This is a genomic window from Salinivibrio kushneri, assembly GCF_005280275.1.
GTDB lineage: Bacteria > Pseudomonadota > Gammaproteobacteria > Enterobacterales > Vibrionaceae > Salinivibrio > Salinivibrio kushneri.
The window spans coordinates 611,370-625,366 of the sequence record NZ_CP040021.1 but is presented as its reverse complement, the minus strand read 5'-3'; the positions used below and the strand labels follow the sequence as shown (position 1 = coordinate 625,366).

Annotated in this window: 13 protein-coding genes; 6 read left to right on the top strand and 7 right to left on the bottom strand. The window is 49.6% G+C overall.

Going from position 1 to position 13,997, the window contains the following annotated elements; translation table 11 throughout:
• Positions 1 to 83: 83 nt before the first annotated feature.
• The 4 genes from FCN78_RS03030 to pheA all read left to right on the top strand — a co-directional run bounded on the left by FCN78_RS03030 (position 84) and on the right by pheA (position 3,835).
• Positions 84 to 392, top strand: a complete 309-nt coding sequence (locus tag FCN78_RS03030) for a YebG family protein (RefSeq protein ID WP_077659546.1) — start codon at positions 84 to 86, stop codon at positions 390 to 392.
• A gap of 222 nt (positions 393 to 614) precedes the next feature.
• The gene (gene dapD / locus FCN78_RS03025; protein WP_069363496.1) at positions 615 to 1,646 is read left to right on the top strand and encodes a 2,3,4,5-tetrahydropyridine-2,6-dicarboxylate N-succinyltransferase; all 1,032 of its coding nucleotides are present in this window, start codon (positions 615 to 617) and stop codon (positions 1,644 to 1,646) included.
• A 394-nt stretch (positions 1,647 to 2,040) separates the two neighbouring features.
• On the top strand, positions 2,041 to 2,391 hold the full coding sequence (gene hpf, locus FCN78_RS03020) for a ribosome hibernation-promoting factor, HPF/YfiA family (protein ID WP_046074133.1): 351 nt from the start codon (positions 2,041 to 2,043) through the stop codon (positions 2,389 to 2,391).
• 259 nt (positions 2,392 to 2,650) lie between these two features.
• Positions 2,651 to 3,835, top strand: a complete 1,185-nt coding sequence (gene pheA, locus FCN78_RS03015) for a prephenate dehydratase (RefSeq protein ID WP_077659545.1) — start codon at positions 2,651 to 2,653, stop codon at positions 3,833 to 3,835.
• Positions 3,836 to 3,933: 98 nt separating this feature from the next.
• Here pheA and FCN78_RS03010 read toward each other — a convergent pair whose 3' ends face one another.
• The 3 genes from FCN78_RS03010 to FCN78_RS03000 all read right to left on the bottom strand — a co-directional run bounded on the left by FCN78_RS03010 (position 3,934) and on the right by FCN78_RS03000 (position 8,065).
• Positions 3,934 to 5,628, bottom strand: a complete 1,695-nt coding sequence (locus tag FCN78_RS03010; protein WP_077659544.1) for a KAP family P-loop NTPase fold protein — start codon at positions 5,626 to 5,628, stop codon at positions 3,934 to 3,936.
• Positions 5,629 to 5,851: 223 nt separating this feature from the next.
• Positions 5,852 to 6,985: a bifunctional chorismate mutase/prephenate dehydrogenase gene (gene tyrA / locus FCN78_RS03005; RefSeq protein WP_077458974.1), complete on the bottom strand. Its 1,134-nt coding sequence runs from the start codon at positions 6,983 to 6,985 to the stop codon at positions 5,852 to 5,854.
• Between the two features lie 3 nt (positions 6,986 to 6,988).
• The gene (locus FCN78_RS03000) at positions 6,989 to 8,065 is read right to left on the bottom strand and encodes a 3-deoxy-7-phosphoheptulonate synthase (protein ID WP_077522808.1); all 1,077 of its coding nucleotides are present in this window, start codon (positions 8,063 to 8,065) and stop codon (positions 6,989 to 6,991) included.
• Between the two features lie 179 nt (positions 8,066 to 8,244).
• Here FCN78_RS03000 and FCN78_RS02995 point away from each other — a divergent pair, with 179 nt between their 5' ends.
• Together FCN78_RS02995 and btsR are read left to right on the top strand one after the other, a co-directional pair.
• Positions 8,245 to 9,942: a sensor histidine kinase gene (locus tag FCN78_RS02995; RefSeq protein WP_077522828.1), complete on the top strand. Its 1,698-nt coding sequence runs from the start codon at positions 8,245 to 8,247 to the stop codon at positions 9,940 to 9,942.
• On the top strand, positions 9,939 to 10,655 hold the full coding sequence (gene btsR / locus FCN78_RS02990; RefSeq protein WP_077649721.1) for a two-component system response regulator BtsR: 717 nt from the start codon (positions 9,939 to 9,941) through the stop codon (positions 10,653 to 10,655). The genes FCN78_RS02995 and btsR overlap by 4 nt, the downstream gene beginning before the upstream one ends.
• A 16-nt stretch (positions 10,656 to 10,671) precedes the next feature.
• On the opposite strand, the gene FCN78_RS02985 is transcribed toward btsR, so the two are convergent.
• The 4 genes from FCN78_RS02985 to trmD all read right to left on the bottom strand — a co-directional run bounded on the left by FCN78_RS02985 (position 10,672) and on the right by trmD (position 13,981).
• Positions 10,672 to 11,061 carry a DUF2799 domain-containing protein gene (locus tag FCN78_RS02985; protein WP_100297938.1) on the bottom strand — a complete coding sequence of 130 codons (390 nt, stop codon included), beginning with the start codon at positions 11,059 to 11,061 and terminating at the stop codon, positions 10,672 to 10,674.
• A 147-nt stretch (positions 11,062 to 11,208) separates the two neighbouring features.
• Positions 11,209 to 12,633, bottom strand: a complete 1,425-nt coding sequence (locus FCN78_RS02980) for a carbon starvation CstA family protein (RefSeq protein WP_077484432.1) — start codon at positions 12,631 to 12,633, stop codon at positions 11,209 to 11,211.
• A gap of 210 nt (positions 12,634 to 12,843) precedes the next feature.
• Complete coding sequence (gene rplS / locus FCN78_RS02975) at positions 12,844 to 13,197, bottom strand: 50S ribosomal protein L19 (RefSeq protein WP_046074125.1); 354 nt, start codon at positions 13,195 to 13,197, stop codon at positions 12,844 to 12,846.
• A gap of 28 nt (positions 13,198 to 13,225) precedes the next feature.
• Complete coding sequence (trmD, locus tag FCN78_RS02970; protein WP_077458978.1) at positions 13,226 to 13,981, bottom strand: tRNA (guanosine(37)-N1)-methyltransferase TrmD; 756 nt, start codon at positions 13,979 to 13,981, stop codon at positions 13,226 to 13,228.
• Positions 13,982 to 13,997: the final 16 nt, after the last annotated feature.

The window sequence follows — 13,997 nt, the reverse complement described above, 5'->3', positions numbered from 1 at the left end:
GTCACAATCATGGCAGGGTCAGTGGACAATGGCCCTTATCCTACTGTATAAAAAGACAGTGAATCAACGAAGAGAGGGTAATTATGGCCGTTATCGTCAAGTACGTGGTCGAACGCGAGGGAGAAGAAAAGATGACATTTACCTCCAAAGCCGAAGCCGACGCCTACGACAAAATGTTAGATATGGCGGATGCGATGTTCGATCTGATTGGAGAGAGCGAACTGGTAGACGACGAAGAAAAGCGTGAAGCCTTGTCGCTATACCTTGCTCAACACAAAGACTCGGTGCTTGAAGCCCTGGGTGCCAAACGCAAGGCGGCAAAGAAAAAGCCAGCCAAAAGCGAGAACAAAGCGGACGCAAGTAGCGACGATAAAGACGCCGACGCGGCCTAATGTTGTGATTGCTGACCCTTTAAGCATCCGCGAAAGAGCAAGCCCATTTGGCTTGCCTTTTTATGCCTGTCTCCTGATGTCTATGCATCAATATGAATCGGTGCGCTGACCTGTAAGCATTTTTTCTTTCACCCGCCGTTAAGCGCTTCCAACCACCGCCGCTTGTCTTTAAGATGAAGTGTTTGATGTTTTAAGCCCAACGACACAAGGAGATCTCCCCCAATGGCAAGCTTTGCTCTGGCACTTGGTACCGCCACTCAAAACCAGGACGGTAAAATCATTGAAGCCTATTTCCCGGCGCCCCTGCTTAACCCTAGTGATGATCTGGTGAGTGCCTTAAGTGCGCTAACCGATTATAGCGCCGGTAATCAGGTACTAGCGATTGCACCAGAAACCTGCGCTGCAATCAGTGAAGCCTTCGCCGCCGCTGGCGCGCAAGAGGCAGCTAACTTTGCCAGCAAGGCTCAACAAACCACACAGCCGCTGGTGCTGGTGATCCTCGAAAATGACAGCAAGCCAGCATCGGTGGCAGAAGGCTTTTTGAAGCTACAACTGATCTCGCACCGCTTAGTGAAACCACATGGTGTGGTGCTAGAAGGGCTCTTTGGCCTGCTGCACAACATTGCTTGGACCAACCAAGGCCCGATCGACTTGCCAGAGTTGCCTGAGCGTCAGATGGAAGCGCGCTTGAAAGGCGAAACGCTGACCGTTGAGTGCGTGGATAAATTCCCGAAAATGACCGATTACGTGGTACCTGCCGGTGTGCGTATTGCCGATACTGCCCGTGTTCGCTTGGGCGCGCATGTCGGTGAAGGCACCACAGTGATGCACGAAGGCTTTATCAACTTTAACGCTGGCACCGAAGGCAAGAGCATGATTGAAGGTCGAATCTCTGCAGGTGTGATGGTCGGTCAAGGCAGTGATATTGGTGGCGGCGCATCGATTATGGGTACGTTAAGTGGCGGCGGCCAGATTGTCGTTTCGATTGGCGAGAATTCACTATTAGGTGCCAACGCGGGTCTTGGCTTCCCACTCGGCGATCGTTGCACCATCGAGTCAGGGCTGTATGTCACCGCTGGCACCAAAGTGACTATGCTCGACGCCGACGGCAACGCCGTAGAAAGCATCAAAGCGCGTGATTTGGCGGGCAAAGCCGATCTGCTGTTCCGTCGTAACTCTAAAACAGGTGCGGTTGAGTGTTTAACCAACAAAAGTGCGGTTGAGCTCAACCACGATCTACACGCTAATAACTAATCAAGCGCTCTTTGAGTTCTTTTCAAAGGCGGCCCACTTGGTCGCCTTTTTTATGCCCACGTTGCTTTAAGCTCTGTCGCATCACCGCAAGCGCCCAAAAGCACCAGCAGATTTGTGGCACATTTTTAACCACAGGTAAAAGGTAGGGAAATACATAGGCGCGACGCGGCCCTGACTGGCGGGTAAATCAGCGTTCGTGACCTCTCCCAACGTAGCATTTTTGGCATTGAGTTCAAGGCTTTTACGGCCTTTTTGGTATCAGGATTCGCGAGTGCTCACAGATCCTCCTATCAATATCCTTCCCCCCTTTAAACATGAGCTAAGTCACGTTATCAATACTGAAAAGCGGTAATCTGAAGATGAACCTAATACAGGGGAACAAAGAGGAAAGAGTATGAGAGTGGAAATTGCAGGCAAAAACATCGAAATCACTCCCGCCATCCGTGAGCGCATCGAAAGCCGCTTTGAAAAGCTGGCCAAGTGGCAGGTGGCACTCATCAATCCTCATGCTGTGATCAGTAAGGAGCCAAACCACCAGTTCAAAGTAGAAGCCAAAGCTGGGCTACCAGGTTCAACACTGGTTGCCTCTGCCGAAAGCGACGACATGTACAAAGCGATTAACGAGGTGGGCCAAAAACTCGAGAAGCAACTGAATAAGGTCCAACATAAAGGCGAAGCGCGCCGTAACGATAAATCAGCCGCGACGGTTGCGATGGAAGAAAATCCAGCCGATGAGGAAATCTAACCCTCAGCGCAACACCTAAATCGCTAAACATGTTAGCCCCGTTTTCGCGGGGCTTTTTGATCCTTGACACGCCTGCCTGCGCCCCATATGGTTAATCCATACGCAAACATAACAACACAACGCCCAATGCTGATTCACGCTCGTTTTTTTCGCTTCTTTTTTATCTCGCTAACGCGGGAGGAAGCGTGCTAAGCCCAATCAGCCTGGCGCACTAACCTCCCAACCGGGAGGTTTTTTTGTATTAGAACAAGGATAATGTATGCCAAACACACCACGCCCACTGGATGAGATACGCACACGGATAAGTCAGCTTGATCAAGAGCTGCTGACACTATTGGCCGAGCGCCGTCGCTTAAGCCTGGATGTCGCCAAAAACAAAGTCGCGGTGCAAAAACCCATTCGTGATCAAGCGCGCGAGCAAGCCTTATTAGAAAAACTGGTGACCAAAGCGCAAGATCACCAGCTAGACGCCCACTATGTACTGAGTCTGTTTCACACCATTATCGAAGACTCGGTACTGATTCAGCAGCGCTATCTGCAAAATCTGGCCAACCCAGACAATCAACGTCCAGTGGCACGGGTTTCTTTCTTGGGCAACCAAGGTTCATACTCCTATCTCGCCGCGCGCCAGTACTTTAGCCGCAAGCAAACCGAACTGGTGGAAATGGCCTGTGACAGCTTTAAAAAGGTGGTAGAAACGGTAGAAACCGGCCATGCCGATTACGGTATCTTACCGGTAGAAAACACCAGCTCTGGCTCAATCAATGAAGTGTACGATCAGCTGCAGCACACGCGTTTATCGATTGTCGGTGAGCTTACGCTGCCTATCGACCACTGCCTGCTGACTGTCGGCGACCAAGATCCAAGCCAAATTGATACCTTGTATGCTCACCCGCAGCCGCACCAGCAATGCAGTGAATACATAGATACCTTGGGTAACGTGAAGAAAATCTACTGCTCCAGCACCGCAGAGGCCATGCAACAAGTGGCGGATTTAAACCAACCCAATGTGGCCGCGATTGGCCATGCCGCCAGCGGTGAGTTTTACGGTTTAACCGCAATTAAGGGCGAGATAGCTAACCAACAGCAAAATCACACCCGCTTTATTGTGGTGGCCCGCAAGCCGGTGAAAGTGTCGTCACTGACCCCTGCCAAAACCACGTTTATTATGTCGACCTCACAGCAAGCCGGTTCCTTAGTCGAATGCTTGATGGTACTGCGCGAGCGTGGCATCAATATGACCAAGCTCGAATCCCGCCCCGTGCTCGGCAACCCGTGGGAAGAGATGTTTTACGTCGATGTTGAGGCCAATATGGCTAGCAACCTGATGGAAAGTGCACTGGATGAACTCACTACCCTGACCCGTTATCTAAAAGTGCTCGGCTGCTACCCGTCAGAGACCATTTCCCCCACCGAAGTATCCCTGCCGGACAGCCACGAATAATCACGAGTAGCCATTAACGGCAAAAGCCCACGATGTGGGCTTTTTTCTCGAGCGTAATTTTAAATAGTCTGCTACGAATGTTATGAAAGTAATATATCTTATGTTTCTAAATAAGTGCTTATTTCCACTAGATCTTTATACCTTTCATATAAGAACCTTGATGGGTATTCTTTCTCTTTATCACCATTAATTCCCTTTTCTTTTTTAGTAAGCCTTTCACCTAGCTCATTATAGTAAAACCCATATTTTATCAAGTCATGCAAATGGCTTTTTGTCAGGTCAAAACCATTATTACCACCGCCATCCCTAATTATATCTGTTTTGCTATTAACCCCTGCCCGGTAGTCAAGTGCAACCAGATGGCATGATTTAATGAAGTCACTTATCCTAACGTCATTATTTATATTCTCATATTTATTAACTCTGCTTACAAAACCTCCCGACATGTCTTCAACTCTAAGAGTTTTTCCAAGTAGAGCTTGAGGATCTATAAAAATACTCATCCTTACATTGCTGAGATCATATTTCCTAATCATCTCTAACCAATCTCCATGATTAGCTTTCAAAAGTGATACATCTCTCATCTTGCTATATATGCTATACTCCTTCTCATGCAAGCAAAGCAAAGTTATCAAATAGTATATATTAAGCGAATCCCCCTCACTCAAGTTAGCTACGATAGAGATTAACCGTTCGACTACTTGAATAGCCTCTCGTGCAGAAAGACCAAAAGCCGTAAGGATATTTGATATATTTTTAACTTCTACATCATAACCGTTATCTTCAGTTGATGCTTTAGGCCAAACAGTGATTCCATTATCACTAAGAGTTTGCATCGAAATAATTTTCATATCACAATGCACGGATAGCAACTTCTCGTAGTCTGCTACTTTTAGTGTATATCGAGCATCAAAAAAACGCCCTAAGTAAACGCCAGCATCAAAGCCCTGACCATATATTGCTTTTACTGCATGCTGCAATTGTTCTGTGTCTGTTGCCACAACAAACACAACGCCCGGGATATTAAAAATATGCTTGATGGTTTCTAACATCTCAACTGCATAACTTGGTCGGCAACGATCAAGTTCATCAATAAAAATAAAAGCTGGAAATTGCTTCCTATCGGTGCTTTTTTGTGATGAAGACTTTGCAGCTTCAACCCATTGAGAAATTGCTTTTTTAAGGCTATCGATAGCTTCTAGTTTCGCGGAATGTTCATCCAGTAGATGTGTAACCATTTTAGAAGCAGCTGTACCCATATCGATTGGGTCACCCTTTTCATTATCTATATGTTCTCCAATTTGTCCATCTTCGCTTGACTCCATTATTTTCACCGGATCAATACCTAGATATCTTTTGGCTAGGCCACCCGCGATAGCTGGCGTCGCCGCCTTGAGCAAACCGAGCAGTTTTCTTGGGGCTTTAAAGGTAATATCCTGCGGACTCTTACCTGCCTGTTCTCGAAGCTGTTCAATCATTGACGTGATAACAGTCATGAGAGGGTCATCTGAGTAGTCCTGCTCCCATGCATTCACATATACAACCGGGTGTTGATTTTTAATGCTTTCACTCCATCGTCGCAGAAAGTATGTCTTTCCACTCCCCCACTCTGAATTCAGGTTAAGAACATAAGTTCGTTTGGCCTCATTACCACGTCTTTGGTCATACCCTTTTCGCTTTAAAAGACCCGTCAAGTAACTTGCATATTTTTCGCGGTTAAGTGTATCAGGAGGAAAAATATTCCCATCAATGCTTATTTCTTTGCTCCAATCAATTGCTTTATCGTCGCTCATAACTCCTCCCTAGCCTTCCTATACCATGCTCGTTGGTTTTGGATTATATAGCAATGAGTTATCAGTATAAGAGGGCAAGCATTCATGTGTTTTGTAGCTTGGATCGACTATCTGAAACCTCAAAAAAGTATTTACAAACAAAATGATAATACATAGAAAAAACCAGCCAAGCGGCTGGTTTCGGTATAGATTTATCATCGATTGTCGGAGTGGTTTACATAAGCTAGGTCGCGCTGCGATGGGTCGCATCGTTGGCTTGTCGCAGCAGGCCTTGGCTTTCTTGTAAAAAACGTGGGGCATAGTCTCCAAACCAGTTTTCGACTTGGGCAAACGCATCGACAAAGGTGGCTTTGTCGTGTTGTTCAAGCAAATCAATCGCTTCGCCAAAGCGCTGGTAAAAGCGCTTGATCATCGCCAGGTTTTGCGGCGAAGACATAATAATATCCGCATACAGACCCGCATCTTGGGCGAACAGACGCCCCACCATGGCAAGCTCTAAGCGATAAATCGGTGAGCTTAGCGCGGTAAGCTGATCGAGGTTGGGATTTTCTTCTGCCAGATGCACGCCGTAAACAAACGACGTAAAGTGGCGCAGCGCTTGGATCAGCGTCATGCCTTCATCATGCTCAATGGCACTGATCCGGTTTAACCCGGCACCCCAAATACGAAATTGCTCGAGCAGCCATTGATACGCCTCAGGGTGGCGGCCATCGCAATAAACAATCACCTGCTTGGCAAGGCTGGCCACATCTGGGCCAAACATCGGGTGCAGCCCGACCACAGGCCCTGAATGCGCGGCTAACATCGCTTGTAGCGGACCTGATTTGACGGAAGTGAGATCCACTAATAAGCAATCGTCTGGCAGCTGGGTCAGTTTACTAATGACTGCTTCCGTGACGTCAATCGGCACCGACACCACCACCATACCCGCGTCAGCCAGCAGGGCGTCGGCATGCTCCCAATCGTCTTTATCCAGCACCGTGACTTGATAGCCAGAAAGCGCAAACAAACGCGCAAACAAACCACCTAGCTGTCCTTTACCACCGATGACGACAATCTGGCGTAAATCCGGGTTTAGACACTTAAAGCCAGAGTCGTTTTCACTGCTGTACGACTCGCGCATGGTGCGACGCAACACATCTTCAATTAAATCCGGTGGCACGCCTTGCGACTGTGCTTCTTGACGACGCGAAGCGAGCATCGCCGCCTCGCGGTCCGGTGCATAAATGGGCAAGCCATGCTGGCTTTTTACCTCTCCCACTTCTGCTACCAGCTCTAAACGGCGCGCGAGCAGGCTCACCATTTGTTTATCGACATCGTCTATTTGATCGCGCAGTCGGCTCAGTTCTGCCACCATGATTTAGCCCTGTTGAATACGTTGTTGAAGAGAGGTTGCCAGCTCTTGGTGAGCATGACGCAGCAATTGTTCGGTAGACGCCCAATCAATGCAAGCATCAGTGATCGATACCCCGTATGCCATTTCATCTTTCGGCAGATCCGCTGATTGGTTACCAGCGTTGAGGTGACTTTCAATCATCAAGCCAATCACGGAGCGGTTACCTTGTTTGATTTGATGGATCACATCTTCCGCTACCAGCGGCTGGCGACGATAATCTTTACGTGAATTCGCGTGGCTACAATCCACCATCAGGGACGGGTTCAGTCCCGCGGCCTCCATTTGCTGCTCACATTCAGCGACGGAGACTGAGTCGTAGTTGGTTTGCTTGCCGCCGCGCAGGATCACATGGCCGTTCGGGTTTCCTTGGGTATTCAGCAATGCCACTTGCCCGGCTTGGTTGATCCCCATAAACCGGTGCCCAGATGCAGCGGCTTTCATCGCATTGGTGGCGGTGGCCAAATTGCCATCCGTGCCATTTTTAAAGCCGATTGGCATCGACAGGCCACTGGCCATTTCACGATGGGTTTGTGATTCGGTGGTACGTGCGCCAATCGCCGCCCAGCTAAACAGATCGCCAATGTATTGCGGGCTGATCGGATCCAGCGCTTCGGTGGCCAGCGGGATCCCCATTTGCGCCAAATCTGTGAGCAGACCACGCGCTTGCTTTAAGCCTGATTCGACATCAAAGCTGCCATCCAGATAGGGATCGTTGATCAACCCTTTCCAGCCTGTGGTGGTGCGGGGCTTTTCAAAGTACACCCGCATCACGATAAACAAATGATCGCTCAACTCATCCGACAAGGCTTTCAGACGACGCGCGTAATCTTTTGCTGCTTCCACATCATGAATCGAGCAAGGGCCACACACCACGAGTAAACGATGATCGCGTTTGTGAATGATATCCGCCACGGTTTGGCGCGCTTGGCTGATCGCCGCACGGGTGCTTTTTTCAATCGGAAATTGCGCGCGAAGTGCTTCTGGCGTGAGCAGAACTTGCTCATCGCGGATATGGACATTGGTCACCGAATCTTGCTGCATAGCCTTGCCTTAACTTGTTCATTAGGTTTTACACAGACAATACCAGGCTCTATTTTAAAAGCAATAGAGAGTGTATCATTTTATTTACCGTGTAATATTAAGTTTACGAATAGATTATCATAGAGTCTTAAACGACCAACCGTTACTATAACCTATCCGTGATTATTGTGTGGGTGGCTATGGCCTTGGTTCTCTCCCTCTTGCAGCAAATGAGCGTTTATCTGGTGATTGCCTATTTGCTGAGTAAAACGCCGGCGTTTATGCCGCTGCTGAGTATCTCTGGGCGGCTGTCGCATAAGGTCGTTTGTTACTTCCTCTTCTCTGGGTTTTGTATTCTCGGCACCTATTTTGGCCTAAGTATCCAAGATGCGATTGCCAATACTCGCGCTATCGGCGCAGTAATGGGCGGCTTACTGGGCGGGCCGGTCGTGGGATTTTTGGTAGGGCTAACCGGTGGCTTGCATCGATATAGCTTAGGCGGTTTTACCGATCTCGCTTGCGCCATTTCTACCACTGCCGAAGGTTTGATTGGTGGCTTAATGCACCGCTACTTAGTGTCCCGCAACCAAACCAGCCGTTTGTTTTCTCCTACCGTGGTGTTGGGGGTGACCTTTGTCGCCGAGCTGGTGCAAATGGCGATTATTCTCGCGGTGGCTGAACCCTTTAGCCGCGCGTATGAGCTGGTTAGCGCGATTGCCGCCCCCATGGTGATTGCTAACTCTATTGGCGCCGCGATGTTTATGAGCATTATTGTCGACCGCAAAACCCTGTTCGAACGCTATTCAGCGGCGTTTTCCAGCAAGGCGCTAAAAATTGCTGAACGTTCGGTCGGTATTTTAAGTAGCGGCTTTAATCAGCAAAGCAGTGAACAGGTCGCCGCCATTATTCAACAAGAGACCGGTGTTGGGGCCGTCGCAATTACCGATCGCGAAAAAATCCTCGCCTTTACTGGTATTGGCGATGATCACCACCTGCCCGGTACACCCATTGCCTCAGATTACACCCGGCGCGCGATTGCCGATGATCAATTAATTTATATCGATGGCGCTGATACGCCCTACTGCTGTTCACTGTCGCCGTATTGTAAGCTCGGCTCCGTGCTGGTGATCCCGCTACGCGGCGGCGATGGTTATGTGCTAGGCACGGTGAAGCTTTATGAGCCGAAACGTAAGCTCTTTTCTGCCATTAATGTCACTATGGGCGAAGGGATCGCCCGATTGCTCTCCAATCAGATTTTGACGGGGCGTTATCAGCGCCAACAGAGTTTGCTCACCCAAGCTGAGTTAAACTTGTTACGCGCCCAAGTGAACCCGCACTTTTTGTTCAATGCCTTAAATACCATTAGTGCGGTGGTCAAACGTGAGCCGGAACGTGCTCGCCAGTTAATCCAGCACTTATCCACCTTCTTTCGCAGTAACCTCAAGCAAAATCGCGAGACGGTGTCGCTTGAGCAAGAGTTGAATCACCTTGATGCGTATTTAGAACTCGAACATGCCCGCTTTGCCGATCGTATGCGTGTTGAAAAGCAGGTTGATCCGGCTATCTTGCACGCAGTGATCCCAAGTTTTACCTTACAACCTTTGGTTGAGAACGCGGTGAAACATGGGATCAGCCAATTGATGGCAGACGGTAAAATTGTGATCCGTGGCTGGCAAGAAGGCGAATGCCTGTATTTACAAGTGGAAGACAATGCTGGACTTTATCAACCGGCGGCACAGCACTCAGGACTTGGGATGCGGATTGTCGACAAGCGCGTGCGCGGTCTGTTTGGTGGCCAATATGCGCTAAAAATGACCTGTCAGCCCGATATGTGGACGCGGGCAACTGTCACTCTGCCCTTAACTTATCAAATGCCCAACAAGGAGAGACAGGGATGATAAAGGCACTGATTGTGGATGATGAGCTTCATGCACGTGAAGCCTTGGAAGATGAGCTACTCGCGCTTGGCGGCGTTGAGGTGGTTGGACAGTGCAACAATGCCATCGACGCACTAAAAACCATCAACCAAAGCCGCCCCGATGTGGTGTTTTTAGATATTCAGATGCCACGCGTGACCGGCTTAGAGCTCCTCGCGATGCTCGACCCCGACACCATGCCTAAAGTGGTTTTTGTCACCGCCTATGATGAATACGCGGTGCAAGCGTTCGAGGAGAATGCGTTCGACTATTTGCTCAAACCCGTCGAAACTGAGAGATTGAAAAAATCACTGGAAAAGCTCACCCGTGAGCTGAGCCAGAAACACGACTACCAAGTGATCACGCCCACATTGGATTTACTCCCTTGCGCCGGACATAACCGGATTACTCTGATCCCGCACCAAGAGGTTGAGGTCGCGCGTACCGCCTTAAGTGGCGTCGCCCTGCTCACCGCAAAAGGCGAATCGACCACGCACTTATCACTTAAGGTACTGGAAGACAAAACCCCCTTAATACGCTGTCACCGCCAATACTTGGTGCACCCGGCTGCTATCCGTGAAATCCAGTTGCTCGACAATGGCCTCGCCGAAGTGGTCACCACATCGGCGTATGTGGTGCCTGTGAGCCGCCGCTATCTCAAATCATTAAAAGATAAACTCGGGCTGTGTCACTAACCCTGCTTACCGTGTGCTAGTAAAAAAGTCCATTGGCTTGGCTTTGAAAGTCGTTATAGCCGCGCTGCCACTCCATCCTAAAGCGCTGAGAGCCAGGGCGACTCTCACACACCCCCATATAGGGGTTGCCATCTAACCCTAGTTGGTAGGCATGCTTGGGATCGCAATAAGCATCAATACCCTGAATATAGCCTTGCTCGTAATCGAGATAGTTGGCATTGATGGTTTCGCCAGCCTCGGCGGCTAACGTCCGCAAATCGCGCAACGAGCGCTGAGGCAACCCGCGCTGACCATCTTGCTCGCCGAGTCCATACCAGTTCTGCTCATCGACCAAGCCTTGGGTGGTCGATGCGGCGCATCCGACCAAGAGTACGCCAGCCAATAGTGCAAAAAACGTTTTTATCATGCTTAACCCTTCCCTGACATAAAAAAGCCCCAGCAAAAGCTGAGGCTTAGATCTTAGCGTATTTGCGCAGATATTGCCGTAAGACCAATCATTTAGATAACCATCAATCGGCGCTAAGCGACGCGACTAGCCGGGTTGGCATGACAATCACTTCTCATCCGCGATCAGTTGTGGATTAGGCTTGTATCCCACAAAGAAAGCGATAGTGGCCGCAATGGTCGCCCCCAGGCCAATCATGGTGGCGATATTCATCGGCAGGCTAAACCCGATTTCAGCATTGGCTAAGTACGTAACGGTCACGGCGGTCATAAACATCGCCGGAATCGTACATACCCAGTGCAGCTTATCGCGTTTGATTAGATAAGCTGCCGCGGCCCACAGCATGATCATCGCGGTGGTTTGGTTGGCCCAGCCAAAGTAACGCCAAATCACACCAAACTCTGCCTTGGTGATCAAAAAACCGATCACAAACATGGGGACCGCAATCATCAAGCGCTTCACCATCGGTTTTTGCTGAATTTTCAGAAAGTCGGCGATAATCAGACGCGCAGAGCGGAAAGCGGTGTCACCTGAGGTAATCGGCAGCACAATCACCCCCAAGACCGCCATAATGCCTCCGACGGTGCCAAGTAGTGAGGTGGAAACCTCATGCACCACCGCAGCCGGACCACCGTTGGCCAGCGTTTGATTAAGCGCCTCACTGGATTCATAGAAGCTCAAACCCAGGCTACACCAGATAAGCGCAATCACACCTTCACCGATCATCGCGCCATAAAAGATAAAACGCCCTGACTTCTCGTTTTGCATGCAGCGCGCCATCAATGGCGACTGGGTGGCGTGGAAGCCGGATACCGCCCCACAGGCGATGGTAATAAACAGCAACGGCCATAATGGCAGATCAGTGGGATGGAAGTTAGTCGCAAAGTCTAGCCCTTGGCTGTAGAAGCTGTGATCGCTCACAGCCAAACCGATAATCAAACCCACAGACATAAAAACAAGCAAGGCACCAAACACGGGATAAAAACGGCCGATAATTTTATCAATGGGTACCACTGTCGCCAGCACATAATAGGCAAAGATAATCCCCACCCACATCGCCACGCTCATTTCTGACAGGCTACCCAACAACTTGGCGGGACCGAGTACAAATACCACGCCGACCAACATCAAGAGCAACACCGCAAAGAAGTTCATAAAATGTTTAGCGAAGTTACCCAGATGTTCACCGACCACAGAAGGCACGGAGGCCCCATTGGCGCGAACACTCAACATGCCCGAGAAGTAATCATGCACAGCTCCCGCAAAAATGCAGCCAAATACAATCCATAACATGGCCACAGGACCGTACAAGGCACCGAGAATCGGGCCGAAGATGGGGCCTAATCCAGCAATATTTAAAAGCTGAATCAGGTAAATTTTTTTGTCCGACAGCGGCACATAATCCACGCCGTCGCTCATGCTCATGGCCGGTGTCGCTTTTTGCGGCTTAGGCCCAAAAATTTTGGTAATAAAGGTGCCGTAAGTGAAGTAGCCCACAATCAAGGTCACCACGCATAATAAAAACCAGGACATCACTGTTCTCCATGTCGTTAGCGGCTAAGCTGCCAGTCTTTTAGTAGGGTACGGATGCCATTTTGCCGACATAGCCGCCACATTCATCTGCTTTGTCGGTGAGTGGTCGCATGGGCGAGTAAACGGTTGTAAGTACGGTTGAGCGGTTGAGGACATTAAAAAAGCCCGTCCAAGTGGACGGGCTTTTTGAGCAATAAACGCCGAGGGCGATTACTTCTTGTTAAGACGCTCTTTGATTCGAGCTGACTTACCAGAACGCTCACGCAGGTAGTACAGTTTGGCACGACGTACTGCACCGCGACGTTTAACAGTAATGCTGTCGATAACTGGCGAATGGATTTGGAAAGTACGCTCTACACCTTCACCGCTTGATACTTTACGTACGGTAAATGCAGTGTGTAGACCACGGTTGCGCTTAGCGATAACCACACCTTCATATGGCTGCAGACGCTCACGGTTACCTTCTTTTACTTTAAGCTGTACCAGGACAGTGTCACCTGCTTGAAACTCAGGCAGGTCTTTTTTCATTTGCTCTTCTTCGAGCTGCTTGATGATGTTACTCATTGTTTATAACCCTAGAATAAACTGAAACTCAATTTGATTCGGCACTTGCACGGTGTTCTTTGATGAACTCGGCAAGTAGTGATTCCTGTTCGTCAGTCAGAGCTAGGTTTTCCAGGAGCTCTGGTCGTCGTAACCAAGTGCGACCTAGCGATTGCTTTAATCGCCAGCGACGAATGTCCTTGTGATTGCCGGATTTTAGCACCTCTGGTACCCCCAACCCGTCTAACACTTCTGGACGCGTGTAGTGTGGACAGTCTAACAACCCGTTGGCAAAGGAGTCTTCCTCTGCTGACGCCATGTCACCGAGAACACCCGGCACAAACCGAGCAACGGCATCGACTAACGTCATCGCGGGCAGCTCGCCCCCACTCAGCACAAAATCTCCCACTGACCATTCTTCGTCTACATGGGTTTGAATAATGCGCTCGTCTACCCCTTCATACCGGCCGCAAATCAAAATAAGTTTGTCATTGCTCGCCAGTGATTCAACCCCCGCTTGGTCGAGCTTGCGCCCTTGCGGAGAGAGGTAAACCACTTTCGCTTTATCGCCTGCGGCATGTTTGGCAGCGTGAATAGCGTCGCGCAACGGCTCAACCATCATCAACATACCGGGGCCACCGCCGTAAGGTCGATCATCAACCGTACGGTGCTTGTCTTGAGTGAAATCACGCGGATTCCACGTTTCGACGTTTAACAGCCCTTTTTTTACCGCTTGGCCCGTGACTCCAAAATCAGTGACCGCTCGGAACATTTCAGGAAACAGGCTAATAATGCCAACCCACATATTTCCGCTCGCTTAC